The sequence below is a fragment of the Citrobacter sedlakii genome (assembly GCF_018128425.1).
Classification (GTDB): Bacteria; Pseudomonadota; Gammaproteobacteria; order Enterobacterales; family Enterobacteriaceae; genus Citrobacter_A; species Citrobacter_A sedlakii.
On the sequence record NZ_CP071070.1, the window covers coordinates 2,478,859 to 2,504,922 of the forward strand.

The 26,064-nt window shown below is 53.8% G+C and carries 28 protein-coding genes and 2 tRNA genes; 16 read left to right on the forward strand and 14 right to left on the reverse strand.

What is annotated here, in order from left to right:
- The first annotated feature begins 31 nt into the window (after positions 1-31).
- Entirely contained in the window at positions 32-439 is a 408-nt protein-coding gene (gloA, locus tag JY391_RS11825; RefSeq protein WP_042282771.1) for a lactoylglutathione lyase, read from the forward strand.
- 102 nt (positions 440-541) lie between these two features.
- Positions 542-1,186, forward strand: coding sequence for a ribonuclease T (gene rnt, locus JY391_RS11830; RefSeq protein WP_042282769.1), 645 nt, complete (start codon positions 542-544; stop codon positions 1,184-1,186).
- Between the two features lie 106 nt (positions 1,187-1,292).
- On the opposite strand, the gene grxD is transcribed toward rnt, so the two are convergent.
- Complete coding sequence (gene grxD, locus JY391_RS11835) at positions 1,293-1,640, reverse strand: monothiol glutaredoxin 4 (RefSeq protein WP_042282768.1); 348 nt, start codon at positions 1,638-1,640, stop codon at positions 1,293-1,295.
- 334 nt (positions 1,641-1,974) lie between these two features.
- Here grxD and JY391_RS11840 point away from each other — a divergent pair, with 334 nt between their 5' ends.
- Positions 1,975-2,805 (forward strand): C40 family peptidase, encoded by an 831-nt coding sequence (locus tag JY391_RS11840; RefSeq protein ID WP_060569698.1) that lies wholly within the window; start codon positions 1,975-1,977, stop codon positions 2,803-2,805.
- A 125-nt stretch (positions 2,806-2,930) separates the two neighbouring features.
- Complete coding sequence (gene sodB, locus JY391_RS11845; RefSeq protein ID WP_211934354.1) at positions 2,931-3,512, forward strand: superoxide dismutase [Fe]; 582 nt, start codon at positions 2,931-2,933, stop codon at positions 3,510-3,512.
- A gap of 54 nt (positions 3,513-3,566) precedes the next feature.
- Here the strand turns inward: sodB and JY391_RS11850 are convergent, their stop codons facing one another.
- Positions 3,567-4,733 carry an MFS transporter gene (locus tag JY391_RS11850; protein ID WP_211934355.1) on the reverse strand — a complete coding sequence of 389 codons (1,167 nt, stop codon included), beginning with the start codon at positions 4,731-4,733 and terminating at the stop codon, positions 3,567-3,569.
- 168 nt (positions 4,734-4,901) lie between these two features.
- Complete coding sequence (gene cydH, locus JY391_RS11855; RefSeq protein ID WP_086512609.1) at positions 4,902-4,991, reverse strand: cytochrome bd-I oxidase subunit CydH; 90 nt, start codon at positions 4,989-4,991, stop codon at positions 4,902-4,904.
- Positions 4,992-5,285: 294 nt separating this feature from the next.
- Here cydH and purR point away from each other — a divergent pair, with 294 nt between their 5' ends.
- Positions 5,286-6,311 (forward strand): HTH-type transcriptional repressor PurR, encoded by a 1,026-nt coding sequence (purR, locus tag JY391_RS11860; protein WP_042282761.1) that lies wholly within the window; start codon positions 5,286-5,288, stop codon positions 6,309-6,311.
- On the opposite strand, the gene punR is transcribed toward purR, so the two are convergent.
- Positions 6,308-7,240, reverse strand: coding sequence for a DNA-binding transcriptional activator PunR (gene punR, locus JY391_RS11865; protein ID WP_042282759.1), 933 nt, complete (start codon positions 7,238-7,240; stop codon positions 6,308-6,310). The two genes, purR and punR, sit on opposite strands and share 4 nt — an antisense overlap.
- Before the next feature lie 123 nt (positions 7,241-7,363).
- On the opposite strand from punR, the gene punC reads away from it, so the two are divergent.
- Both punC and cfa read left to right on the forward strand, forming a co-directional pair.
- Positions 7,364-8,569, forward strand: a complete 1,206-nt coding sequence (punC, locus tag JY391_RS11870; RefSeq protein ID WP_211935795.1) for a purine nucleoside transporter PunC — start codon at positions 7,364-7,366, stop codon at positions 8,567-8,569.
- Positions 8,570-8,859: 290 nt separating this feature from the next.
- Positions 8,860-10,008, forward strand: coding sequence for a cyclopropane fatty acyl phospholipid synthase (gene cfa, locus JY391_RS11875; protein WP_060569696.1), 1,149 nt, complete (start codon positions 8,860-8,862; stop codon positions 10,006-10,008).
- 37 nt (positions 10,009-10,045) lie between these two features.
- Here the strand turns inward: cfa and JY391_RS11880 are convergent, their stop codons facing one another.
- Positions 10,046-10,687 carry a riboflavin synthase subunit alpha gene (locus JY391_RS11880; protein WP_211934356.1) on the reverse strand — a complete coding sequence of 214 codons (642 nt, stop codon included), beginning with the start codon at positions 10,685-10,687 and terminating at the stop codon, positions 10,046-10,048.
- Positions 10,688-10,903: 216 nt separating this feature from the next.
- On the opposite strand from JY391_RS11880, the gene mdtK reads away from it, so the two are divergent.
- The 3 genes from mdtK to JY391_RS11895 all read left to right on the forward strand — a co-directional run bounded on the left by mdtK (position 10,904) and on the right by JY391_RS11895 (position 12,596).
- Positions 10,904-12,277 carry an MdtK family multidrug efflux MATE transporter gene (gene mdtK / locus JY391_RS11885; protein WP_042282755.1) on the forward strand — a complete coding sequence of 458 codons (1,374 nt, stop codon included), beginning with the start codon at positions 10,904-10,906 and terminating at the stop codon, positions 12,275-12,277.
- A gap of 151 nt (positions 12,278-12,428) precedes the next feature.
- A tRNA-Val gene (locus JY391_RS11890) sits at positions 12,429-12,505 on the forward strand.
- 14 nt (positions 12,506-12,519) lie between these two features.
- Positions 12,520-12,596, forward strand: a tRNA-Val gene (locus tag JY391_RS11895).
- A 157-nt stretch (positions 12,597-12,753) separates the two neighbouring features.
- On the opposite strand, the gene JY391_RS11900 is transcribed toward JY391_RS11895, so the two are convergent.
- On the reverse strand, positions 12,754-13,224 hold the full coding sequence (locus tag JY391_RS11900; protein WP_084588962.1) for an Hsp20 family protein: 471 nt from the start codon (positions 13,222-13,224) through the stop codon (positions 12,754-12,756).
- A gap of 228 nt (positions 13,225-13,452) precedes the next feature.
- Positions 13,453-14,196, reverse strand: a complete 744-nt coding sequence (locus tag JY391_RS11905; protein WP_211934357.1) for a sulfite exporter TauE/SafE family protein — start codon at positions 14,194-14,196, stop codon at positions 13,453-13,455.
- Between the two features lie 107 nt (positions 14,197-14,303).
- On the opposite strand from JY391_RS11905, the gene JY391_RS11910 reads away from it, so the two are divergent.
- The 4 genes from JY391_RS11910 to JY391_RS11925 all read left to right on the forward strand — a co-directional run bounded on the left by JY391_RS11910 (position 14,304) and on the right by JY391_RS11925 (position 17,962).
- Positions 14,304-15,188: a LysR substrate-binding domain-containing protein gene (locus JY391_RS11910; protein WP_211934358.1), complete on the forward strand. Its 885-nt coding sequence runs from the start codon at positions 14,304-14,306 to the stop codon at positions 15,186-15,188.
- A 167-nt stretch (positions 15,189-15,355) separates the two neighbouring features.
- Complete coding sequence (locus tag JY391_RS11915; RefSeq protein WP_042282750.1) at positions 15,356-16,474, forward strand: mechanosensitive ion channel family protein; 1,119 nt, start codon at positions 15,356-15,358, stop codon at positions 16,472-16,474.
- Between the two features lie 32 nt (positions 16,475-16,506).
- Positions 16,507-16,812 carry a monooxygenase gene (locus JY391_RS11920; protein ID WP_211934359.1) on the forward strand — a complete coding sequence of 102 codons (306 nt, stop codon included), beginning with the start codon at positions 16,507-16,509 and terminating at the stop codon, positions 16,810-16,812.
- 160 nt (positions 16,813-16,972) lie between these two features.
- Positions 16,973-17,962 (forward strand): SDR family oxidoreductase, encoded by a 990-nt coding sequence (locus JY391_RS11925; protein ID WP_211934360.1) that lies wholly within the window; start codon positions 16,973-16,975, stop codon positions 17,960-17,962.
- Here JY391_RS11925 and JY391_RS11930 read toward each other — a convergent pair.
- The gene (locus JY391_RS11930) at positions 17,959-19,587 is read right to left on the reverse strand and encodes an alpha-amylase family protein (protein ID WP_211934361.1); all 1,629 of its coding nucleotides are present in this window, start codon (positions 19,585-19,587) and stop codon (positions 17,959-17,961) included. The genes JY391_RS11925 and JY391_RS11930 overlap by 4 nt on opposite strands.
- 47 nt (positions 19,588-19,634) lie before the next feature.
- Positions 19,635-20,426 carry an MBL fold metallo-hydrolase gene (locus JY391_RS11935; RefSeq protein WP_042282742.1) on the reverse strand — a complete coding sequence of 264 codons (792 nt, stop codon included), beginning with the start codon at positions 20,424-20,426 and terminating at the stop codon, positions 19,635-19,637.
- A 44-nt stretch (positions 20,427-20,470) separates the two neighbouring features.
- Between JY391_RS11935 and JY391_RS11940 the strand changes: the two genes are divergently transcribed.
- Both JY391_RS11940 and JY391_RS11945 read left to right on the forward strand, forming a co-directional pair.
- Positions 20,471-20,626: a hypothetical protein gene (locus JY391_RS11940; RefSeq protein WP_211934362.1), complete on the forward strand. Its 156-nt coding sequence runs from the start codon at positions 20,471-20,473 to the stop codon at positions 20,624-20,626.
- A gap of 83 nt (positions 20,627-20,709) precedes the next feature.
- A complete protein-coding gene (locus tag JY391_RS11945; RefSeq protein ID WP_120714875.1) occupies positions 20,710-20,850 on the forward strand; it encodes a hypothetical protein in 141 nt (46 codons plus the stop codon).
- Positions 20,851-20,976: 126 nt separating this feature from the next.
- On the opposite strand, the gene ydhT is transcribed toward JY391_RS11945, so the two are convergent.
- From ydhT to JY391_RS11970, 5 genes are read right to left on the reverse strand one after another with little or no spacing between them, the layout of a single operon-like run.
- Positions 20,977-21,786 carry a protein YdhT gene (ydhT, locus tag JY391_RS11950; protein ID WP_042282740.1) on the reverse strand — a complete coding sequence of 270 codons (810 nt, stop codon included), beginning with the start codon at positions 21,784-21,786 and terminating at the stop codon, positions 20,977-20,979.
- A 3-nt stretch (positions 21,787-21,789) separates the two neighbouring features.
- On the reverse strand, positions 21,790-22,575 hold the full coding sequence (gene phsC / locus JY391_RS11955; RefSeq protein WP_042282738.1) for a thiosulfate reductase cytochrome B subunit: 786 nt from the start codon (positions 22,573-22,575) through the stop codon (positions 21,790-21,792).
- Positions 22,572-23,240, reverse strand: coding sequence for a 4Fe-4S dicluster domain-containing protein (locus tag JY391_RS11960; protein ID WP_072014927.1), 669 nt, complete (start codon positions 23,238-23,240; stop codon positions 22,572-22,574). Before JY391_RS11960 ends, phsC begins: the two co-directional genes overlap by 4 nt.
- A gap of 49 nt (positions 23,241-23,289) precedes the next feature.
- On the reverse strand, positions 23,290-23,937 hold the full coding sequence (locus JY391_RS11965) for a YdhW family putative oxidoreductase system protein (RefSeq protein WP_211934363.1): 648 nt from the start codon (positions 23,935-23,937) through the stop codon (positions 23,290-23,292).
- Between the two features lie 10 nt (positions 23,938-23,947).
- A complete protein-coding gene (locus JY391_RS11970; RefSeq protein ID WP_211934364.1) occupies positions 23,948-26,050 on the reverse strand; it encodes an aldehyde ferredoxin oxidoreductase in 2,103 nt (700 codons plus the stop codon).
- Positions 26,051-26,064: the final 14 nt, after the last annotated feature.

Genomic DNA, 26,064 nt, shown 5'->3' on the forward strand with positions numbered 1-26,064 from the left:
AATGTATTGACCATTTTTAAGGGGATAAACAATGCGTTTACTTCATACCATGCTGCGCGTCGGCGATTTGCAGCGTTCTATCGACTTTTACACTAACGTTTTAGGCATGAAACTGCTGCGTACCAGCGAAAACCCGGAGTACAAATATTCTCTGGCATTTGTCGGCTACGGTGAAGAGAGTGACGAAGCGGTGATCGAACTGACGTATAACTGGGGTGTCGATCGCTATGAACTGGGGACTGCCTATGGTCACATTGCGCTGAGCGTTGATAACGCAGCGGAAGCCTGCGAGCGGATTCGCCAGAACGGCGGTAATGTCACGCGTGAAGCGGGTCCGGTAAAAGGCGGCACCACCGTGATTGCGTTTGTTGAAGATCCGGACGGTTACAAAATCGAACTGATCGAAGAAAAAGACGCCGGTCGCGGTCTGGGTAATTAATCCCTTCCGGGCGCGGTTTCTCTGCGCCCGCAGTTTTACTGCAATGAACGCCTTTTTTTGGCATACTACGCGCTGCATTTTTTCTGTATTTAAGAGACCCCGATGTCCGATAACGCTCAACTTACCGGTCTGTGCGACCGTTTTCGCGGTTTTTACCCTGTCGTCATTGATGTTGAAACGGCCGGGTTTAATGCCAGAACCGATGCGCTGCTTGAAATTGCCGCCATCACGTTGAAAATGGATGAACAGGGCTGGCTGATGCCGGACACTACGCTGCATTTCCATGTCGAACCGTTCGAAGGCGCGAATTTGCAGCCCGAAGCGCTGGCGTTTAACGGCATCGACCCCAGCAACCCGCTGCGTGGCGCGGTGAGTGAATATGACGCCCTGCACGCCATTTTTAAAATGGTGCGGAAAGGAATTAAAGACAGCGGCTGTAACCGCGCGATCATGGTGGCGCATAACGCTACGTTCGATCACAGCTTTATGATGGCGGCGGCCGAGCGCGCCTCGCTAAAGCGCAACCCTTTTCATCCGTTTGTCACTTTCGACACTGCCGCCCTCAGCGGACTGGCGCTAGGCCAAACGGTTCTGTCGAAAGCCTGTCTGGCGGCAGGTATGGAGTTTGACGGCACGCAGGCTCATTCGGCGCTTTACGACACGGAACGTACGGCAGTGCTGTTTTGTGAAATCGTCAACCGCTGGAAACGACTGGGCGGCTGGCCGCTGGCCATGCCCGAGGCTTAACGCCGTACGTAAAAAAGCGACCTTTCGGTCGCTTTTTTAGTGAGTGCCGGATGGCCGCGCGTTGGCGACTTCTCCAGCCTGTCACCTCAATCCCGCAGGCGTCACCTTACTCGGTATCTGATTCTTCAGACTTGTACTTCGCCGCGGTCTCTTTGATCAGTTGCTGCAATTCGCCACGCTGATACATTTCGATCAGGATGTCGCAGCCGCCAACCAGTTCGCCATCAACCCACAACTGCGGGAAGGTTGGCCAGTTAGCATACTTCGGCAGTTCGGCGCGGATATCCGGGTTCTGCAAAATATCGACATAAGCAAAACGCTCACCACAGGCAGAAAGCGCCTGCACAGCCTGGGCAGAGAACCCGCAGCTTGGCAGTTTTGGCGAACCTTTCATATACAGCAGGATTGGGTTTTCAGCGATCTGGCGCTGAATTTTTTCGATAGTGGTGCTCATTGTCTTGCTTCCTTAACTTCTTTTACGGCAGTCGTCTGACATTGTAACGGCTCAGGCCGACATCGGAAAATAACATTTTCATTACGCTTTACTATTTTATCGTCTGAAGCCTTAAGTTGCATTGCAAATCACTGTTCAGGCCGCCCTTTTCACCCAATTGTCTATTGAATAAGCAAATTTACCTTTGGTTGCTGCTTTTTTTGGCACTTATGCGCGGAAAACTTTTTTTAACAATAAAAGCTATTAACTTTCTTCAATTCTATAGATTAGAATCATCAGGTTTTGTAAATCACATGCAGGCATGATTGCGCCTGCCTTAACCGAGGAATGCTCAGTGGCGCGGATTAACCGACTCTCCATCACGCTCTGTGCTTTACTATTTACAACGATTTCCTTTATGTCCGTGGCCCAGGCTTCCCGGCAGGCCAGGACAACGTCTGACATTTCTCACAGCAAGAAAACCGCAGACAAGAAAAAAAACACCGCAACAGCGAAAAAGACCACGAAAAATTCCCAACGCACCGCAAAAAAAACAACCGCTAAAAACGCAGTGAAAACGGCATCGGCCAGCAAAAAACGTGTAACCCCCTCCAGCAAAACCTCCCGAACGACCAGTCGCCGCACAAAATCTGGCGTTTCGAAGACAGCCGTCGTGAGCTGGACGGAAAAATGCACGCCACGAAAAGGCCGCAAGCCACACTGCGTGAAGGTGAAAAGCGCAGCGGCCAGCACCCTTGCGGACGCGCATAAGTTAAAAGTCCAAAAAGCCACCAGTACAGCAATGAATAAACTGATGAGCCAGATTGGTAAACCCTACCGCTGGGGCGGTACATCGCCGCGTACTGGCTTCGACTGTAGCGGTCTGGTCTATTACGCCTATAAGGATTTGGTTAAATTCCGCATACCCCGCACGGCAAACGAGATGTATCACCTGCGTGATGCGGCGCCGATCGAACGGGGTGAGCTGAAAAATGGCGATCTGGTGTTCTTCCGTACCCAGGGTCGCGGCACAGCCGATCACGTTGGCGTCTACGTCGGTAACGGCAAATTTATTCAGTCGCCACGCAGCGGTCAGGAAATCCAAATCACCTCTCTTAGCGAAGACTACTGGCAGCGCCATTATGTCGGCGCCCGCCGGGTGATGACGCCGAAAACCATTCGCTAAAACTTTACCCTGTTGTTACACAACAGGGTAAGTTCTTCTTTTGCCACACCTTTCAATTTGCTACCCTATCCTTACGTACAATAAGGTTATTGTGCGAATCAATATTAATAATAAGGAGAGAAGCAATGTCGTTCGAATTACCTGCATTACCGTATGCCAAAGATGCGCTTGCGCCGCATATTTCCGCTGAAACGCTGGAATACCACTATGGCAAACACCATCAGACCTATGTGACAAACCTGAATAACCTGATCAAAGGCACCGCATTTGAAGGCAAATCGCTGGAAGAGATTGTGCGGAGCTCTGAGGGGGGCGTGTTTAACAACGCCGCTCAGGTCTGGAACCACACCTTCTACTGGAATTGCCTGGCGCCGAATGCCGGTGGGGAACCCACGGGTGAACTGGCTGACGCTATCGCCGCCGCGTTTGGCAGCTTCGCCGACTTCAAGGCCCAGTTTACCGATGCCGCGATCAAGAACTTCGGCTCCGGCTGGACCTGGCTGGTTAAAGACAAAGACGGCAAGCTGGCTATCGTGTCCACGTCTAACGCGGGGACGCCGCTCACCACAGACGCCACGCCGTTAATGACCGTCGACGTATGGGAACACGCCTATTACATTGACTATCGTAACGCGCGTCCGGGTTATCTGGAAAACTTCTGGGCGCTGGTTAACTGGGCGTTTGTGGCGAAAAACTTTGCCGCATAACTGAAAAATGCCCGACAGCACATTCGTGCGTCGGGCATTAAAGAGTTTGCCGTTTTAGCTGGCGACGCACTCTGTCTGCGGCTGTTTTCTGGCGGAAATAAACACCAGCAGTAGCGCCAGCCCCGCCACGATCGCCCCCATAACCGGAACAAAAGCGTAGCCCAGACCGCCGGAAATGACCGCCCCGCCCGCGGCAGCGCCCAGCGCATTACCCAGGTTGAAAGCGCCAATATTCACTGACGAAGAAAGGCCCGGCGCCTCGTGCGCCACACGCATCACTCGCATTTGCAGTGGAGGCACCACCGCGAAGGTCGCCGCTCCCCAGACCACCATAGCGATCGCTGCCCCCAGCGCATTTTGTGCCAGAAAGGGGATCGCCAGCATAATCACCATCAGAAGCAACAGAAAACCTTTCAGGGTGCCATTCACCGAACGGTCAGCCAGTTTTCCGCCAAAATAATTACCGATGGAAAACCCAACGCCAATCAGCACCAGCATACCGGTGACAAACGCTGGCGAGGCATGCGTAATGCTGTGCAATACGGGCGCGATGTAGGTATACAGCGTAAACATCGCCCCAGCCCCCAGAACAGTGGTTAATAACGCCATCAACACCTGCGGACGCATCAGCACCGCCAGCTCCTTTTTTACCTCCGGACGCGTTCCAGCGCTGCCCTTCGGCAAGGAGAAGAACAGGCTCGCCATCGCGATAACGCCCAGCCCAGCGGTCGCCATAAACGACATTCGCCAGCCGATAGTTTCACCGAGCCAGGTGGCAGCCGGAACACCGCCGATGTTGGCGATTGTCAGTCCCATAAACATTGTTGCCACCGCGCTGGCCTGCTTATGCTTTGGCACCACGCTTGCCGCCACGACGGAGCCCAGCCCAAAAAAGGCGCCGTGGTTCAGACTGGTCAGAACGCGAGACAGCATCAGGGTGGTGTAATCAGGAGAGATAGCGGAAAGCACATTGCCCACGGTGAAAATGGCCATCAGAAAGATCAACGCATTGCGACGTCCGCGATGTGAAAGCAGTAGCGTCATTAATGGCGCGCCGACCATCACCCCAATGGCATAAGCGCTGATCAGCATTCCTGCGGCGGGAATCGTCACATCAACGCCGCGAGCGATGACCGGCAATAATCCCATGGGAGAAAATTCAGTGGTGCCGATCCCGAACGCGCCTATGGCCAACGCCAGTAAAGGGTAATTTATTTTCATACGGTAATGACTCCGCCTGTTCGCGCTTAAACGCGGTGGACAAGAAAAGCCAAAAGCATGACATCAATCACAAAAAAAGAGAAGTTAACAAATTTACAAAAGACTTTTGCATTTTTGATAACAATTGGCGAAGGGAATGTGAGGGAGCGACACTCCCTCAGCGGTAAATCAGTGCAGTGCTGCGGTTAAACCACCTGCCACGATCAGAGCCAGAACAATAAACGTGGTCACTAATGAAAATTTCAGATCGGTGCTCATCAACTTTTCTCCTTTTTATTCCCACACAAAAAGTGATATAGCGCATTTTTACACACTTGAAAGCAAAAATCTCCCACGATTTAGGGTGATATCTGTTTTTAACACTTCCCCTTTTCGTTAAGATCAGCCAAAATTCGACGCTTACTTGTTTAGCGTACCGGCCATTGACCCCTTCCTGACGTTCCGTGTCGTTTTCCCGGCGTGCCGCAACCCTGATGTTGCGATCAGGGTGTGTAAAGGCAAACGTTTACTTAGCGTATTTTACTGTTCAGGTTGGGTCTGGAGTGAGATGTAATGGCAACAATTAAAGATGTAGCGAAACGAGCAAACGTTTCCACTACAACCGTATCACACGTTATTAACAAAACGCGTTTTGTTGCAGAAGAAACGCGTAACGCGGTGTGGGCGGCAATCAAAGAATTGCACTATTCCCCCAGCGCCGTCGCCCGAAGCCTGAAGGTCAACCATACCAAGTCCATCGGCCTGTTGGCGACCAGCAGCGAAGCCGCCTACTTTGCCGAAATTATAGAAGCCGTTGAAAAAAACTGTTTCCAGAAGGGTTATACCCTCATCCTCGGCAACGCGTGGAATAACCTGGAAAAACAGCGCGCCTATCTGTCGATGATGGCGCAAAAACGCGTGGATGGCCTGTTGGTCATGTGTTCTGAATATCCGGAACCTCTGCTTTCTATGCTCGAAGAATACCGTCATATTCCCATGGTAGTGATGGACTGGGGCGAAGCCAAAGCCGATTTCACGGACACGGTGATCGATAACGCCTTTGAAGGCGGCTATATGGCAGGCCGATACCTGGTGGAGCGCGGACATCGTGAAATCGGCGTGATTCCCGGTCCGTTGGAGCGGAACACCGGCGCAGGCCGTCTGGCTGGCTTTATGAAAGCGATGGAAGAAGCGCTGATCAACGTGCCGGAAAACTGGATTGTGCAGGGCGATTTTGAGCCGGAGTCCGGCTACCGCGCAATGCAGCAAATCCTGTCGCAGTCACACCGTCCGACAGCGGTATTCTGCGGCGGCGACATCATGGCGATGGGCGCGCTCTGTGCTGCCGATGAAATGGGTCTGCGCGTCCCGCAGGATGTCTCGCTGATCGGTTATGACAACGTGCGAAACGCGCGCTTCTTTACGCCAGCGTTAACCACTATTCATCAGCCGAAGGATTCTCTGGGTGAAACGGCGTTTAATATGCTGTTAGACCGTATCGTCAATAAGCGCGAGGAGTCCCAGTCGATCGAAGTCCACCCGCGACTGATTGAACGTCGCTCTGTTGCGGACGGCCCGTTCCGCGACTACCGCCGTTAAGTCGCGCCTGCGGGAGTCTCATCAGGCTCCCGCAGCCACTCTCTGTTCAGTGTTTCACTGTCTCCCAGATACTCCAGCAGCCACGCCAGCGCCGGCGAGGTATCGTTTTGTTGCCAGGTAAGACAGCAGGCGGCATCCGGGAAAGGATTTTCCAGCTCCAGCGCAACCCACTGCCCCGTGTTAAGACGAGGTTTGGCAAAATGCGTCGGCACCATGCCAATACACAATCCAGCGCTGATACAGGTTGCGGAAGAGTCCCAGTCCGGCACGACCATACGGCGTTGATTATCCAGTAACCATGTGACGCGTTTGGGCAGGTTTCGGGAGGTATCCTCCAGCACCAGCGACGGCCAGTTTCGCAACGTGTCGTCGCTCAACGGCCCCATTATGCTCGCCAGCGGATGGGAACGCGCCACCACGCAACTCCAGCTCAACATTCCCATATCGCGAAAGGCATAGCGACCGCCCACCGGAATAGCGCGCGTCGCGCCAATGGCCAACTCCACCCGACCATCGGACAACGCGTCCCAGACGCCGTTGAAAACTTCCTGAAAAACCAGCAGCTCTACATCATCAAAATGACGGTAAAAGTCGACGACCATCTGGCGGGTCCGTTCCGGACGCACGATATTATCCACCGCAACAGGCAACTGCCCGCGCCAGCCATTGGCGATTTGCTGACACTGTTGCCGGGTGTCCTGCATTTTTTTGATAACAGAACGCCCTTCTTTTAAAAACCAGGCCCCGGCGGGCGTCAGCACCACGTCACGGTGGCGGCGTTCAAACAGTGGGACCGCCAACCACTCTTCCAGTTGCCGTACCGTGTAGCTGACCGCAGAAGGCACCCGGTGCAATTCCTGAGCCGCTGAACTGAAGCTGCCGTTACGCGCAACGGCGTCGACGACTTCCAGCGCATATTCTGACCACATAATCTGCCTGCAAAATTTTTGAATGCAATAACCAAATATTACCGTTTCACAAGGAGAAAGACACTCCCTACACTCTGCGCGAAGATTATTCATTAAAATAAGAGAACAACTATGCAAGCAGCGATGCAACCTGGAAAAGGGTTTTTAGTCTGGCTGGCGGGACTGAGCGTACTGGGCTTTCTGGCCACCGACATGTATCTCCCCGCTTTCGCCGCCATTCAATCCGACCTGCAAACGCCCGCGTCGGCGGTCAGCGCCAGCCTCAGCCTGTTTTTAGCGGGTTTTGCCGTCGCGCAACTGCTGTGGGGACCGCTTTCAGACCGCTATGGACGCAAACCGATCCTGCTGTCAGGTTTAGCCATTTTTGCCCTCGGCAGCCTGGGGATGCTGTGGGTAGAAAGCGCCGCCGCACTGCTGGTTTTACGCTTTGTGCAGGCGGTAGGCGTCTGCGCCGCAACGGTGATCTGGCAGGCGCTGGTTACGGACTATTATCCTTCGCAGAAGATTAACCGCATTTTTGCGACCATAATGCCGTTAGTGGGCCTTTCCCCTGCGCTGGCGCCCTTGCTAGGTAGTTGGATCCTGACCCATTTTTCCTGGCAGGCGATTTTCGCCACCCTGTTCGCGATTACCCTGGTGTTGATGCTGCCCGCTCTGCGCCTGAAACCGACTCAAAACGCCCGTAAGGATGGCCAGGATAAGCTGACGTTCGCGACGCTGCTGCGTACCCGGGCTTATCGTGGCAATGTGCTGATCTACGCGGCCTGCTCTGCCAGCTTCTTTGCCTGGCTCACCGGTTCGCCGTTTATCCTGAGCGAAATGGGCTATAGTCCGGCGGTCATTGGCCTGAGCTATGTGCCGCAGACCATCGCCTTTCTGGTTGGCGGTTATGGGTGTCGCGCAGCGCTGCAAAAATGGCAGGGGCAGCAGCTTCTTCCCTGGCTGCTGGTGCTCTACGCGCTAAGCGTTGTCGCCACCTGGGGCGTGGGTTTTCTGAATCACGTCTCGCTGACGGAAGTGCTGATCCCCTTCTGCGTCATGGCGATTGCGAACGGCGCGATCTACCCGATAGTCGTGGCCCAGGCGTTACGTCCGTTTCCCCAGGCGACGGGGCGCGCTGCGGCATTGCAGAATACGCTTCAGTTGGGATTATGCTTCCTGGCAAGTCTGGTGGTTTCGTGGTTAATCAGCACCCCACTTCTCACCACCACCAGCGTTATGCTGGCCACCGTTGTGCTGGCGGCATTGGGTTACAAAATGCAGGCGCAGGCGGGTATTGTGGAACGTCAGCAGGACAATCCGGAGATGGCCCACGGCGAATCCCATTGATAACGCTAATATATTTTATTCGTTAGGAAGCTAACAATTTTTGGTTGTATCATCGGTTTTTGAGGCCTATACTAAATTTCGGTTGTTAAAAATACGATAATAATTATGTGTTAACGGGAACCGGAGCGTTCCCGCTTCACCATGGATGGCCTTTTCGGCAAGGGTTTCTCCCTTCCTCTGTTCTACGTCGGATTATAGACTCGCGGAATATTTCCGTGAGATTTCTCACAAAGCCAAAAAGCGTCTACGCTGTTTTAAGGTTCTGATCACCGACCAGTGATGGAGAAGCTATGAGTTCATCGTGTATAGAAGAAGTTAACGTACCGGATGACGACTGGTACCGTATCACCAACGAATTATTAAGCCGCGCAGGCATAGCCATCAACGGTCCAGCCCCCGCTGATATCCGCGTCAATAACCCCCGTTTTTTTAAACGCGTATTACAGCAGGGCTCGCTCGGTTTGGGCGAAAGCTATATGGATGGCTGGTGGGAATGCGATCGCCTGGACATGTTTTTTAGCAAAGTCCTTCGCGCCGGACTGGAAAATCAACTCCCCCATCATTTCAAAGATACTCTCCGCATCGCTGGCGCTCGCCTGTTTAATTTACAAAGCAAAAAACGCGCCTGGATTGTCGGCAAAGAGCACTACGATCTGGGTAATGATCTGTTTAGTCGAATGCTCGATCCATATATGCAATATTCCTGCGGATACTGGAAAGAAGCCGGAACGCTTGAGGCGGCGCAACAAGCCAAACTCCAACTGATTTGTGAAAAGCTGCAATTACGTCCCGGCATGCGCGTGCTGGATATCGGCTGCGGTTGGGGCGGTCTGGCGCAATATATGGCGACCCACTTCGGCGTCAGCGTGGTCGGCGTGACGATTTCCGCTGAGCAGCAAAAAATGGCGCAGGCGCGCTGTACCGGACTCGATGTCACCATCCTGCTTGAGGACTATCGTGATTTACGCGATCAGTTTGACCGCATTGTCTCGGTTGGGATGTTTGAACACGTCGGCCCGAAAAATTACAACACCTATTTCGAGGTGGTGGATCGGAATTTAAAACCGGACGGCATTTTTCTGCTGCATACCATCGGTTCGAAAAAAACCGACAATAACGTCGACCCGTGGATCAATAAGTATATTTTCCCGAACGGTTGTCTGCCTTCGGTTCGCCAGATCGCGAACGCCAGTGAGTCGCGCTTTGTGATGGAAGACTGGCATAACTTTGGCGCGGACTATGACACAACCCTCATGGCATGGTATGAGCGATTCCTCGCGGCATGGCCTGATATTGCCGATAACTACAGCGAGCGCTTCAAACGGATGTTCAGCTATTATCTGAATGCCTGTGCGGGCGCGTTCCGCGCGCGGGATATTCAGCTGTGGCAGGTCGTGTTCTCACGCGGAGTAGAAAACGGTTTGCGGGTGGCCCGTTAAGTACCAAGCCCCTGTTCTGCTACAGGGGCTTAACGGGTTACGCTTCGCTTGTCGACCGGACTGTCGCCGCTTCCCGCGCCGCCAGTACCCGTTCTACCGTATCAACCACCGCCTGGGTTTGCGGGTCAATTTCGATATTCACCCGCGCGCCCAGCTTTTTCTTGCCAAGCGTTGTGCGCGCAATCGTTTCCGGAATCAGGTGAACGCAAAAGCGCGTCGCGGTCACTTCGCCTACCGTCAGACTGATCCCGTCAATGCCAATAAATCCTTTGTAGAGGATATATTTCATTAAGGTCGGATCCTGAACTTTAAACCAAATCTGGCGATTATTTTCTGAGGTCAAAATCTTAGAAACCTCTGCCGTGGTCATGATATGACCCGACATCAAATGACCGCCAATTTCATCGCTGAATTTCGCCGCACGTTCAACGTTTACCCGATCCCCCGCTTTCAGCTCGCCAAGATTGGTAATACGCAACGTCTCTTTCATCAGATCAAAACTGATGTGGCTGCCGTTAATGTCGGTCACGGTCAGACAACAGCCGTTATGCGCGACCGACGCGCCCGTCTCCAGCCCGTCCAGCATGTATTCAGGTAATTCCACGACATGGGTGCGAAAGTTTGGTTTTTCATCAACAGACACCACTCTGGCGGTGCCCTGCACAATACCCGTAAACATAACTGCAACTCCCAAATTCAGTTCAACCGTTTCTGCCTGCCACAATAGCAGTTGGAAAATCAGGTTGCCAGCGAAGCGCCCCCCGCGCCTGTTTTTTCACTGGAGAAATATCCATTCCTCGCTACAATAGACTGAAATTTCCCCGCATCTTCTTCTTGCTGCCCTTGCTGGCGGCTTTTTTAGTCTCTCTTATAACAACAAAATATAGGTGTTCACGTGCAGAAGTATATTAGCGAAGCGCGTCAGTTATTGGCTCTGGCAATACCGGTGATTCTTGCGCAAATCGCCCAAACCGCAATGGGTTTTGTGGATACCGTCATGGCGGGAGGCTACAGCGCTACCGACATGGCGGCAGTGGCGATTGGTACCTCCATCTGGTTGCCGGCCATTTTATTTGGCCATGGACTGCTGCTGGCGCTAACGCCGGTTATCGCGCAGCTTAACGGCTCAGGCCGACGCGAGCGCATCGCCCATCAGGTCCGTCAGGGTTTCTGGCTGGCAGGCTTTGTCTCGGTTGCCATTATGATTGTGCTGTGGAACGCCGGATACATTATCCGCGCCATGCATAACATCGATCCTGCGCTGGCGGATAAAGCCGTCGGCTATCTCCGCGCGCTGCTGTGGGGCGCACCGGGGTATCTGTTCTTTCAGGTGGCGCGTAACCAGTGCGAAGGTCTGGCAAAAACCAAACCGGGGATGGTGATGGGATTTATCGGCCTGTTGGTCAACATTCCGGTGAACTATGTGTTTATTTATGGCCATTTCGGGATGCCCGAACTGGGCGGCGTCGGTTGTGGCGTGGCGACGGCGGCCGTTTACTGGGTGATGTTTGTCGCCATGATTTCGTGGGTTAAACACGCTCGCTCCATGCGCGACATTCGTAACGCCGAACGCTTCAGTAAACCCGATGGCGTAGTGATGAAACGCCTGGTACAACTGGGATTGCCCATCGCGTTGGCCTTATTTTTCGAAGTGACGTTGTTTGCGGTCGTGGCGCTGCTGGTGTCCCCCCTGGGCATTGTCGACGTGGCAGGCCATCAGATTGCGCTCAACTTCAGTTCGCTGATGTTCGTGCTACCGATGTCGCTTGCGGCAGCGGTTACCATTCGTGTGGGCTATCGTCTGGGGCAAGGTTCGACCCTGGATGCGCAAACCGCGGCGCGTACCGGGATCGGTGTGGGCGTTTGCATGGCCTGCATCACCGCCATTTTCACCGTATCGCTGCGTGAGCAGATCGCCCTGCTGTATAACGATAATCCTGAGGTGGTGACACTGGCTGCCCAACTGATGCTGCTGGCGGCAATCTACCAGATTTCTGACTCTATTCAGGTGATCGGCAGCGGCATCCTGCGTGGTTACAAAGACACGCGTTCGATTTTCTATATCACGTTTGTCGCTTACTGGGTTCTGGGTCTACCCAGCGGTTACATCCTTGCGCTGACCGATCTGGTGGTGGACCGTATGGGTCCTGCGGGATTCTGGATGGGCTTTATTATCGGTCTGACGTCAGCCGCCATTATGATGATGTTGCGTATGCGCTTCCTGCAGCGTCAGCCCTCGACGGTTATTCTTCAGCGCGCTGCGCGTTAAATCTGCAATAGCCGCCTTCTGGCGGCTATTCTCTCGTCACTTTGCGCACTTCCTCCGCAATCGAGCGAAAACCGAAAGAAAATAACCCTTTCCCTCTTGCCTCATTCCATCTCTGCCGCTAATATTCGTCCCCGTTGTCACCTACAACGTTGCGTTCATAGCTCAGTTGGTTAGAGCACCACCTTGACATGGTGGGGGTCGTTGGTTCGAGTCCAATTGAACGCACCATCTTTCTGTACAGTGCGTCCGTAGCTCAGTTGGTTAGAGCACCACCTTGACATGGTGGGGGTCGGTGGTTCGAGTCCACTCGGACGCACCATTCAGCTATCTCTCTGTTATTCCCGTTACTTTCTCTCTTTTTCTTTCTTTACGCTCACTCTGTTTTTCTCCTCACGCTTCCGTGTCGCGTTAGCATCAGACCGCATTGATGAAAAACGCCCGACATGCGCCGGGCGTAAAACAACGTCAGTTAACGATTACGGCTTATGTTCAAGCACCGGGTTCGCGTTTATGGCGATACGCTGAGGTTTCTCCTCTTCCGGTATATCCTGTAGCAACGCGATTGTCAGCAAACCGTTTTCCAGCGACGCGCCGGTGACGTTGACATGCTCCGGCAGGCTGTAGCTGGCGCGGAAGTCGCTGCGGCTGATCCCCCGGTGAATCCATCCCTCTTCGCCGTGTTCTGTTTTCTCCTCTTCACGTTTACCGCTGATATTCAGCTGACCGCCGACGGTTTCAATTTCCAGCTCGCTCTCTTTCCAGCCCGGCACGCTGAGGGTGAGCTCATAGCGGTTATCCTCCAGCCGCCGGATATTGTACGAAGGCGTGGAGGGCAACGGCGTGCTGCCGGTTAGTTGGCTGAAAAGGCGATCGATGCGGTTAAAGCGGTCCGCAAACAGAGAGTCGGAGAGATCGTGTAATACGGGAAACGTTCTGAGCGTCATCATGTACCTCCTGAACAGTAAAGAAAATATTCAAAAAGTTCATGTCTTACGGGCAGGTGTTGTTTACCCTCACCCATTTTTCATATATGTCCGTAGCGTTGATTTTCAATACGACAAAGCGGAATTTTGCGATCTCCATCACGCTACCGGTTTCTTACTCGCCACTTCGCTGAAAAGCAGTCTCTCCGTCGAATAAACCGTCAGATTTACTGGAATATCCGTTCTGACGGATCACGCAAGTAGCGGACGTGAGATCATCTCCAACCCCAGCACTGTCAGAAACAGCAAGAAACATAGCCTGAACAGCCGCAGGCCGATCCGTGCCCGAATTTTTTGTCCCAGCCACATTCCAAGGAGAGCGGGGATAATCGCCATCCCCGACAGGGACAATTGCCTGACATGAAAAGCATCATGCAGATACAGACCTGCAGCTAGCGCAATCGTCGAGACGGTAAACGAGAGGCCCAACGCCTGAACCAACTCATCACGCCCGAAACGCAGCGACTGAAGCCATGGCACGGCGGGCATGACAAAGACACCGGTGGCGCCGGTGACAAAGCCAGTGACCAGTCCCATGACAGGCGACAACCGACGTTCTAACCGCGCTGAGACGTGCATTACAGGACGGCATAGCGCATAACTGGCGTAAATGATAAGCGCGACGCCCAGGCCAACGCCTGCCCACAGCGGCGGAATACTGACCAGCAGAAACGACCCCACAACCGTGCCGATAACGATAAACATCATCATCAGCCAGAGACGCCGGAATACCTCTTGTAAGGAAGGCCCCGAAAACAATTGCCAGAGATTCGTCACCAGCGAAGGGATAACCAGAAGCGCCGCCGCTTCAGCCAGCGGCATAACCGTACCAAGCAGACCCATCGCCACCGTCGGCAACCCCATGCCAGTCATACCTTTGACCCAGCCTGCGGCAATAAATATCAGGAAACAATACAAATAAAGGGGTTCATTCATCTTGCTGGCCCACATTGTTGAACAGAGCGGCATTGGAACATCTGGCCGGAGCCGCCACAATGCGGTATTTTCCTCGGCAACTACGGAAAAACCGAAGGCGGAAATAAATGCGTTTTGATCTGGCCGACCTGCAATTGTTTATCTGTATCGTGGATGCCGGCAGCATCACCGGCGGGGCCTCTGCAGCCAACCTGGCACTGGCGTCCGCCAGCGAACGACTCCGAAAAATGGAAGGAAACTCTGGAATGCCCTTGTTGCTGCGTCATCCGCGCGGGATCTCATTAACGACAGCAGGAGAGGCAGTGGAACGCCATGCCCGCATCATCCTTGAGCAACATCGGCGGTTGCGCGAGGAAATGGTCGCCCTTGCAGCGGGTCATCAGGAGACGCTTCGGCTTTATGCTAACAGCTCAGCGCTGACCACATTTCTGCCGGGTAAACTCGCCGCCTGGCTGGCCTCCCATCCGGGGATACATATCGAAACCGAAGAACGCGCCAGCACCGATATTGTCAGCAGCTTACTGTCAGGTGAGGCAGATGTCGGCATTGTTTCAGACGCCGTGGCCGCTGGCATGCTCAAACGGGAGCCCGTCGCGGAGGATCCGCTCGTGCTGATCGTCCCGCTAACGCATCCGCTTGCGGGTAAGGAGGCGCTTTTTTTCGTGGATATTATTGCGGCGCCAATGGTGGCGCTTTATTCCACCCGTGCCCTGCAACGCCATATTGAACAAAACGCAGCACATGCTGGCCTGGCGCTTAATATCCGCATTCGGTTGAATCACTATGAGGGATTATGCGAGATGGTGGCACACGGCACCGGCGTGGCGATTCTTCCCGCCGTCATCGCCGCGCGTTATCAGAGCCGCTATCCTTTTGCGATCGTTGCGCTACGTGATGGCTGGGCGTTGCGCAGGCTGTGTCTGTGCTACCGAAACGACGTCGTCTTTAGCCCCGCCATACGATCCTTATTCGACTGTCTGAGACAGCACTAACGGCAGTTTCATAACAGCCGCCGCGTCCTGCTTCCCCCCGCGGGCGGTGTTCAGCAGGCTTACCATCTTTCAGTAAATTCTGTTAACAGGCGAATTGCCCGGGGATCCGTGCCACCCGGTCTATGCTGTCTATACTTTACCGTTAACGTTTTGTTATGGGAGGTAAGATGGAGTATCTGGCACGGCTTAACGTCGTTACTGTACTAATGTCAGCGACATTCTGGATCAATCTTGGCATCGTTTTCGTTGTCACCTTAATCACCTACTGGCTCATCAACTGGCTGCTGAATTTCATTTACAGAACCATTGAGCGTCGCGATCACAAGGAGATTAAGCATCCGGGGTTACGGGTGATCGTGTTTGACATGTTAAAGCGAACCAGCAAATTGCTGATTTTCTTTGCCGCATTCCTGTTCAGTTTGCGCTTCGTCGCCCTCCCCGATCGGCTGTTTGCAAGCCTGAGCCACGCATGGTTTCTCGTGATCGCCATTCAAATCGCCATCTGGCTGGATCAGGGGGTACAGTCGTGGATGCGCCATCTGCTACACGCGCCCGGTACGCATAAAAATCCGGTCACCCTGGTTATTCTTGGGATGATTCTGCGCGTGGTTGTCTGGTCCATGATGCTGCTGTCGATTCTGGCAAACGCTGGGGTGGATATTACCGCGCTGGTAGCAAGTCTCGGGGTTGGCGGTATCGCCATCGCGCTGGCGGTGCAGACCGTTCTCAGCGACGTCTTCGCCTCGCTATCGATTGGTTTTGATAAGCCTTTCGAGATTGGCGACTTCGTGGTGTTCAATGACGTCGCAGGGACAATTGAGCATATTGGCCTGAAAACAACGCGTATCCGCAGCCTCAGCGGCGAGCAGATTGTTTGCGCCAACGCGCAACTGCTGCAGCAAACCATTCACAACTACAAGCGCATGCAAACGCGCCGCATTGTTTTTACCTTTGGCGTCGCCACCTCCACGCCGCCTGAAAAGCTGCGCCTGATTGGCGATACGGTAAAAAAAATCATTGAAGATGTCGGCGAAACGAAATTCGACCGCGCGCATTTCCTCGCCTTTAATCAGGATCGCCTGACCTTTGAAGTCGTGCATATTGTAAACACAGCCGACTACAACAAATATATGGATATACAGCAGGAGATTAATATTCGTATTATTGAAGCGCTGAATGAGCTAGAGGTGGAGCTGGCGTTGCCAAGTCTGGTGGTACGATCGCCGGTACAGGTCGCAGGCTCGGACAATCCTCTTCACGTTGAGCATTTGCAGGCTGAGAAATAGCGTTATGATGGTCTTTTCAAAAGGAGAGTACGATGGCCAAATTATTACAGCTTCACTTTGCGTTTAACGGCCCGTTCGGGCAGGAAATGACGGAACAACTGCGCGGACTGGCCGAATCCATTAACCAGGAACCCGGCTTTATCTGGAAAGTATGGACTGAAAGTGAACAAAATAAAGAGGCTGGCGGCATCTACCTTTTTGAAAGCGAAGAGACCGCCCTCGCGTATCTGGAAAAGCATAGCGCGCGTTTAAAGAATCTTGGTGTCCATGAAGTCATCGCCAAAGTCTTTGATGTTAACGTGCCGCTAAGCCAGTTAAACCACAGCAACGTGGCGTAAATGACGCATCCAGAGGGGGCTATGCCCCCTTTCTTCTCTTTCCTGTGCATTTTCCTTTCCGTCCTTTAAACCTCGCATCAGATAGACAGACAGCCAACCAGGCACTACATGTTAAGTCATGTCTGTCGCCACTGGCGCGTTTTGCGGATGAGAGGTGTGTATGTCTGTTGTGGTTATTACCGGAGGTAGCGCCGGAGCAGGAAAAGCAATCTCTGTGCGTTTCGCACAGGCTGGATATGACGTTGCGGTGATAGCCAGAGATGACGAAGGTCTTCAGGAAACCTGTGAGGAGTGCGAAAAATATGGCGTGAAAACGCTGGGTATTAGCGTCGATGTCTCCAAAGCCAATGCCACTCACGACGCAGCGGAAATGATTGAAAGTCGGCTGGGCGCCATTGATGTGTGGGTTAACAGCGCCATGACAACGGTACTGTCACCGTTTCGGGAAATCACCCCCGCAGAGTTTCAGCGCGTCACCGAAGTGACCTATCTGGGCTTCGTTAATGGTACCCGCGCGGCGCTGGCGATGATGGCGCCGCGAGACAGAGGCATTATCATCCAGGTCGGTTCCGCGTTAGCCTACCGCTCGATTCCCCTTCAGTCTGCTTACTGTGGCGCCAAAGCGGCCATCCGCGGCTTTACTGACGCCGTACGCACTGAACTGATGCATGAGCACAGCAAGGTGCATATCACGATGGTACAAATGCCGGGAATGAATACCCCGCAGTTTGGCTGGTCGCGCAACAAAATGGACGCGGCGATGCAACCTGTGCCACCGGTGTACCAGCCCGAAGTCGCCGCAGAAGCGGTATTTAGCGTGGTGAAACGTCCGGTTCGCGAACTGTGGGTTGGGAAAAGTACCGTACAGTCAATCGTCGGCCAGTTTTTCTTTCCCCGCTGGCTCGACCGGCTGATGGTAAAGAAAGCCTGGGAAGGCCAGCTTACCGATGATCCCAGTCCCCATGACAGTGCGGACATTCTCTACACGCCCCGACGGGGTAATCATCCCACTCACGGTGAATTCAGCGAAGGCGCAAAAACACGCGCGTTCACCCTGTCATCTGACTTCCCCGGTAAGTTCGCCGCAGGCGCCGCGCTGACCACCCTTGCGCTGGTGATCGGGCTGATAGCGCGGCGTAAAAAACGCTAATCGCGCCGACGGGAAAACCAGCGGTAGCCGTAGCCGTTCAGGAGGAGCGGCACGGCCTTCCCGCCCCGAAGCGTATCGTCATACCCCTTGTCTGCCAGGCAGGCTTCCCAGTAGCCGTCCGCAATGTCTCTTAGCGCTGCCTTAACCGGCTTTTCGCTGAAATTGGCCAGCGCCAGAACATCACGCTGCTCGCCACGATAAAGAATGGCGAACACGGCCTCCTGTTTGAGCGGAATAATCTTCCACGGCGCCTGACAAATTTCATGCAGTTCCGCCCGAATATTCACCATATGACGCACCCGGTGCAACAAAGAATGGCGGCTTAGCTGCGACCGCTCTACGTTGACTTTTTTATAGCGCCACGGGCCGGACGCGATCGGTTGTCTGAATAAGCGCGACGTATCCGCAGTGGAAAATCCGCCATTTTTATCTGCCGACCACTGCATCGGCGTTCTGACCGAATAGCGCTCTTTCAGGCTAAGATCGTCACCCATTCCGATTTCATCACCGTAGCGGATCACCGGTACACCAGGCAGCGACAACAGCACCGCGTGACAAAACGCCAGCCGTTCGATATTCCCTGACAGCATCGGCGCCAGCCGTCTGCGTAACCCTCGCTGGTAAACATACATATCCTCGTCAGGGGCAAACGCGTCCAGCACCTTTTGCTTATTTACCTCGCCGATCCCCTCGAGATCCAGCTCATCGTGATTTCGCAGCCAGTTTGCAAAGCAGCAGCCATCCGGTGGCACAATCATCTTACTGAGCGCCCCGGCAAGCGGCAGTGCTTTTTTCTCCGCCAGGCTGACATAAAAATATTTATTCACCCAAAAGTTCAGCGCAATATGCAGCCGATCGTTTTTGCCGAAGTAGTTGCGATACGCTTGCGGGGCAACATCAACTTCGCCCAGCAGGATCGCTTCCGGATTCACGCTTTCTATCAGCCCGCGCAACTGCTCAAGGATCCAGTACCCCTTTTTGTCGTTACCGCCTCCGGCCTGTTTGGTTAAGTGAGAGGCCGCGTCGAGGCGAAAACCAGACACGCCAATCTTCAGCCAGAAGCGCACGATATTTTCGATTTCGTGGATAACCGCCTTTGAGGTGAGATTGAGATCGGGCTCATGACGATAGAACATATGCCGGTAGAATTGTTGAGCCTGTTCATCCCAGCGCCAGACGGATTCCTCCACGCCTGGAAACATGGGCGGATCGTCTTTTTCCGGGGGGGTATCGGCCCACAAATAAAAGTCCCGATAGAACGAATCGGGACTGCGTCTGGCCTCCTGAAACCACATGTGTTCAGAAGAGGTATGCTGAATCACCAGTTCGATGATCACATGCAGGCCCAGCGCCCGGGCCTGTTCGATAAACTCAATCACATCAGCAATCACCCCAAAACGAGGATCCGGTTGCAGATGGTCTGCGATATCGTAGCCTTCATCGCGAAACGGCGTAAGGTAAAACGGCGTGATCCAGATGGCTGTCGCGCCAAGACTACGGATGTAATGCAGCTTTTCAGCGATCCCGGCAATATCGCCGAAGCCATCGCCATTCGCATCATAAAAGAGTGAAGTATCGACTTGATAGATCACCGCCTGGCTGTACCACTTCTGTTTTTTCTTCATAAGCTCGCTCCCAACGCGTGCTGGCAATGTTGCAAAAACGTCTGGTGTTATTGCAGACAGGAGAGATATTTCTCTGCCGAGCGCAGCACAATCTCATGCGCATGAGCCGTAATGTCCTGACCTTCAAACGCGCCGTACAGCTGTTCAAATGAAACGTCTTGCAGTCGCCGGGCAATCGCCGCGACACAAGCTGCGGACAGCGGCAGCATGTTGGGGTAGCTCCACATAAAGGAGACGGCGTTCGCGCCGGGTGTGACCTGAAGAATATCGCCTGCAAGGATCGTTCCGGCGCCCTCCCGCCAGTGCAGGACGGTGCCGCCTGCAAAATGGCCGCCGAGCCGCAGCAGCGTCACGGACGGCAGCACGTCGAGAGTGTCGCCTTCCCATCGCTGTATAAACGGGCTGTCGCGCATGATCCAACGCCGATCGTCGGCATGAAGATAAACCGGGGCGTTAAACTCTGCCGCCCAGTCCTGCATGGTGGTGTAGTAGTGCGGATGCGAAATGGCGATGGCGCGCAGACCGCCCAGGGCGGCAATCAACGTCCGGGTCGCCGGATCGAGATTGGCGATACAATCCCAAAGGATATTCCCCGCGGGCGTTCTGAGCAGAAACGCCCGCTGGTTTATCGCAAATGAGGGAACCGTTTTGAGGGTAAAAAGCGACGGTGTGACCTGACGCCATTTGTTGGCGTGGCTGGACACCAGCGCGTCAAAATCCGTCCACTCCTGCCCTGATACCGGCACATACTGCCGTTCATCATCACAAACAGGACAGCGCGCTACGTTACGCTGGCTGTCGTCATACGATGTGCCGCAGGCTTTACACAGTATAATCATCTTCACTCCCGTTCCGGTTTGAACAAAAGTAAGTATGGCAGAGGATGCGCGAAGGAATAGCAATCGTCCGGTATCGTTACGTCCGCACTTTACACCGTGGCGGCATTACCGCTTACGCGGAAATCGGTGCGGCGATGGCGAAAACCGTCTCGTCCCCGGCAGGCCGCGTTTGCCGCCGTCTCTATTTCTTCGATCGTTAACATCGCAGATTTTGCACATGCAACCCCCGGCATTCTTGTCCTATACTGGTCGCACCTCAAAAATGAAATCATGCAGGTGAGTAATGGAAATTGATCTCGACAATTTGGTGTTTGACGGACTGGATGAAGCACAAACGCGCAACGCGGAACGTCTGGAAGATGCGGACAAAAAAGCAGAATCGGTGATCGCCGATGATGACTGCGGCGATGCGTGCAAAATCTGACATAAAAAACGACGTAATATCATCAGGGTCGGAAAACGCCCGAAAGTAACACGGTTGTGTCGGATAGCAGCGTAACGTGCTATCCGACCAACATCCTGCTGCATCAGCATATCTGTCAGGAGTGACTCAACACTCAACAAACTGATGCGTATCGTCGAGACGGTATTTCACCCCTGCCCGAATTCCTTTTTCACCTTCCACGGCCACCGCAAAACGCATTCGCTCACCGTCATGATAAGCCAACGCCGCACACCCGCCTGGCCCAAGCACGATGGCGTCGACCACGCCTGTACTGGCTATCACGGCGTTGTCGCCGTTGCAGATAATGTGTACATTGTCGCCACTGTTGGCAATTCTGGCGCTGGCGCCGAAGCTGACGATCTGCGTGAGATCGCCATTGCTGGCAATATGGCTTCTCTCTCCCACCGCGCTGACCCGAACGCGCATCCCGCTACTGGCGATACGCGTGCCGTTACCTGCGCTGCTAATTCGCGTGGAGTTTCCCGCGGCTGCGATTCTGGCGCGATCGCCCGAACTGCTGATATGACTGTTATAGCCCATGCTGCCAAGCCGCACACAGTCGCCCGCACTGGCGATCTGCGCCGCGTAACCCACACTGGCGATTTTCATGTTATCGTCCGCGCATCCCAGACGGGCGTTATCCGCGGCGTTGGCAATCTGCCGACCACTCGTTACGACGTCAGGCAGCATCGGTGAGGACATGGCGAAAATATCCTGCCGGACAAAGTTTTCTTCGTCTATCCAGCGTGACCAGGCGTACTCCACCAGGCTGTTTGCCCAGTCGATATACCCGTCACGGCTTAACGCACGATGTACGTCAGCATAACTGCCGCCTTCCGGAAAACGCCGCAGGAACCAGCGGTACATCACTTTTCCAACCCGCCAGTTGCGTAAATCCTCTCGCGTCACAATCATCGGTTAATGCCGGTGATAGCCATCGACCATGCAACGGAATGTCTCCCCGGGCGTTCGTCCTGTGGTGCATAGATACAGATGTCCAAAGATAAAAAACAGGCTAACGATGGCCAGCGCGAAATGCGCCTGAAGCAGCCAATAGCGTACGCCGGGAAGGACATCCCCTGTGGCCTGTGGATACAGCGAAAGAAGACCGCTCAATAACAGCAGCGGCAGCAAGCCGTACATCACCCCGACATAAGCTGCCTGCTGTAACGGGTTAAACTTCGCCCGTGGCGTAGCCGGAAACGGGTGCGCATCTCCTTGTAAAATACCGTACAGATAAAAACGGGTTTGTTTCTTCGCTCTCGCCAACCAGCCATGCGGCTGAATGAGATAATGATGACCATTGCCGCCCAGGGCGTTAATCAACACAAAGCCCACCCAGCATGCCAGTAGCATAAATCCACAGATTTCATGTACCGCCAACACGCTTTTAGTCACCAACGGACTGACCAGCGAAAAGTGGTTAATGAGCCCACTGGCAAGCAAAAGGATAAACAATAACGCGTTAGACCAGTGCCACAAGCGCACCGCTTTTGAATACAAATAAACTTTCTCGCCATGCGCGGCCGCGACCTTGCGAACGGCGCGAAAACGAAGCCAGGCGTGCAGCCCCAGCACCAGCCACATCACTACCAGCAACACGCCCGCTATAACCAGCCAGACTGGCCAGTACTCCGGGGAAAACAGCGGCACGTAGCTCGCCAGTTGGGCGTGAAATTGTTCGGCACTCTGCGACGCGTTCATACATTTTCCTTCTTAATCAAATGTTGACCGAACCGACGATAAAGATGAGGCTCGCCTGCGCCAGGAAGCTGATACTGATAATATTTATTGTCCTGCAGCCAGCGCTGGATTTCAGGGCTATCTTCGCGTCCAAAGAGCAGTGCATGTTCCGGACAAGACGAGACGCAGATGGGCGGGAACCCTTTCGCCAGTCGCGACTCTGCGCAAAAATCGCATTTATCCGCCACTTTGGTGTGAGGATTCAGATAGCGCACCTGGTACGGACAGGCGCCAATACAATAGCTGCAACCAATACAGCGTGACGCATTTACGCGAACAATCCCCTGCTCATCACGCCAGGACGCGCCGGTTGGGCAGACGTCAATGCACGGCGCCTCGTCGCAGTGCTGACAAGACTGGCGGAAAAAATGATACAGGGTTTCGTTTTCATCCTCGGTGACAGGGATGTGCGCGATCGATAAGCGGCTTCCCTGCGCAGGAACATGATTGGTTTTGCGACAGGCGCGGGCGCAAATGTTACAACCGTTGCAGCGCGTTTCGTCGTGGATCATGACATAGCGCGCCGTTCCGCCTTGTGTCGTATTCGCCAGCAGCGACTGGCCCGGTCCGCTGAAAAAAATGACCGTCCCCATGCCAAGCACAAATTTTCGTCGAGTGAAGGACATCTTGTTATCCTCTAATGCGGTGGTCGCCCTCGCCACGCTATCCATGAATTCAGGGATTCTGAAACCGTTCAACTTCCAGCCATTCGCACAACCCATAGGCTTTGCCATAACGCATATAGCGCTCGCTAAAGAGATACGGAACGCCGTTGGATGACGTCACCGGGCGAATATCGGCATAGTCGGGATGTGTTTCGATCGCCGCCAGCGCGGCGGCGATCTGCGCAGACTCGAAGTGGTAAGGCGACTGTTCCAGCATAGCGACCTTGTACGGGCGCGGATACGTCTGACATTCAAAACGCACCGCCTGAGCGATTGCCCGACAAAGATCCTTTTCCAGCACCTGCACACACATGTCGGCATAGTTGGCGCTCATGCTGTCCGTTGAGTAGAAATAAACCTCCTGGGCGCCGTGCACACACGCGATATCCGCGCCCACCTCCCCTTCAACGAGAGCGGCCAATAATGGCGCAAGCTCGGCTTCTTCCATCGAATACGGCGGCTGTAGAAACAGTGCGCGCGCCACAAGCTGTCCTGCCGCCGTATGCTGGCGAATAAAATCAGCCATTATCTCTGCGGGGCTTGCCGGTTCAACAGGCGCACTATCCGCGTCATGCAAACGTAGCGCCTGCAGCCACTGCCGTTTTTCGAGATCCACGTCCGTCGTCGCTTCCGCGCCGACTTCCTCCAGATTGCTCATAAGGCTTTCCTTACGCTGGCAGCAAATTCTGCGCGGCCAGGTCAGCCGCCACGTCATCCAGTCCAAGCCGAATCAACGTGTCACGCGTTGGGCAACCCAGTTCAGGATCCCAGCCCATTTCCTGATAAAACAGGGTCAGCGACTCGCGCATATCGTCTCGATCCATCTTATCGGTGCCTTCAGTAAAGACCGGAATAGCCGGGTCTTTGTCGAATACCCATGAACAAATAAGATCGTGTTCGTTGCGCATATCTTTGGTCTGCATCAGTTTCACCGTGTATGCCCGATGCAACGTAAAGATACGTTCAGCGGCCAGATCGAGGCTTGCCTGGGTGGTTTCGTCACCGGTTACCGCCTGAAAGAATTTCGCTTCCAGATCCAGATCGCCCCGGTAGTTGCGGCTTTTCAGCGGCGATACCGTCATCGGCCAGACCCAGTTACAGAGCGTGACAGCGTTATGAAGACAGACTTTCAGCAGGGTCCATTTGGCGTAACGGATTTTAGCCGGGTTAATCGGCGTATAATTTTTGGTTTCGTCGTAAGCATCTTCAGAGCCAAACAGCTCTGCCGCCACCTCTCGCTGAAGTTTCAACGGCAAACCGGAGCCAATAAAATTAATGTGCGTATGGGTCATGCAGTCGCGGTTGAACATGCAATTAGTAATCGCCCCGACCTGCGCGGAGGCTTCGTTAGCGTGATGTACCGGATACCCAAACGGGGACCACAGTTTGTTTTTCGCATAGCCCCAATATTCCTCGCCCAGTTGCCAACGCTCTGCGATGGCATATGAACCATCCGCGAGATGACTGAGTTCGCCGACACGGTGAGCCAGACGATAATAAAAATCCTTGATGAAATGAGGATCGCCCGCCTCCAGTTGATCCCACGGAATTGACGCATATTCTTCGGCGGGTAATACGCGTTTAAAGACCCCTTTGCTGTAGCAGTAAGTAAAATCACGGTGCAGCTGGCCGTAGTTGCACCAGATACCGTAGTCATCGAACAGGTTCAGGCCAATAAGATTACCGATGACGCGCCCATCGTCTTTGTCCTCAAAATCCTTCGGTCCGTTCGGAAAAATGGTGGTGTGCACAAAGTTTGCCACGCAGGTGTTGCCGCCGGTGCTCGGTACGCCGAAATCTTTCACCCGGGGAATATTCATCTGCGTCATGCAGCGGATCGGACAGGAGTGACAGCCGCTCATTTTGACGGTGTACTTTTCTGCGGCCGGACCCAGATCGAAGACGGATTTGTAGGTACGGAAACCGACGGTATTTTGATTCCCCGGGGGAATTTCGCCTGTCTCGATAGGCCCGCCTTCGGCGGCCCCCCAGTAAAGCCCCTTTCTCGCCGTCCAGCGCGAGGCAGGAGAAGAATATTCCGCCCACGCTTGCGGAGTGCTTGGTACAACGTGGTTGTTATTCGCGCCAATCAGTTCCGTCATCATATAATCGTTCAGACGTTTCATCTCTTTGCGATCGGCGATATTTACGCCTTTTGTGCCCTCAACCGCAATGGCTTTCAGGTTCTTCGATCCCATGATCGCCCCGGTTCCGGCGCCGCCGCTATGGTTGCGGCTGTTGAGCATGCAAGAGAGCGGAACGAGGTTTTCACCTGCCTGACCAATTGCCGCCACGCAGGTTTCCGCGGAGGTCATGCGGCAAATTTCTTCGGTGGTCGCGCGAGTGCCTTTCCCCCATAAAAAATCGGCTTTCTCGATCGTCACCTTTTCGTCTTTGATATTAATCCACACAGGAGACGGTGCCTTGCCCTCGATAATAATGGCGTCATAACCGGCAAATTTCATTTGCGCCGCAAAAAAGCCCCCCATATGGGCATCAACAACCAAATTTCCCTTAGTGAATGTGGAAAGCGATGTAATATTCACGCGAGAGCTACAGGGCGCTCCGGAACCGGTTAACGGTCCCGTCGCAAATACCAGTTTATTACTTTCGTCAAAAGGCTTCGTACCCGGAGGCACTTCGTCATACATTATCTTATAGCCGAAGCCCATTCCGCCGATGAATTTTTTAAATTTACTGGAATCTTCAAGGGTAATATCGCCTGTAGTAAGATTGACCCGTAAAATATTACCTGTCCAACCGTTAGCCATAATGTTTTCCTTTG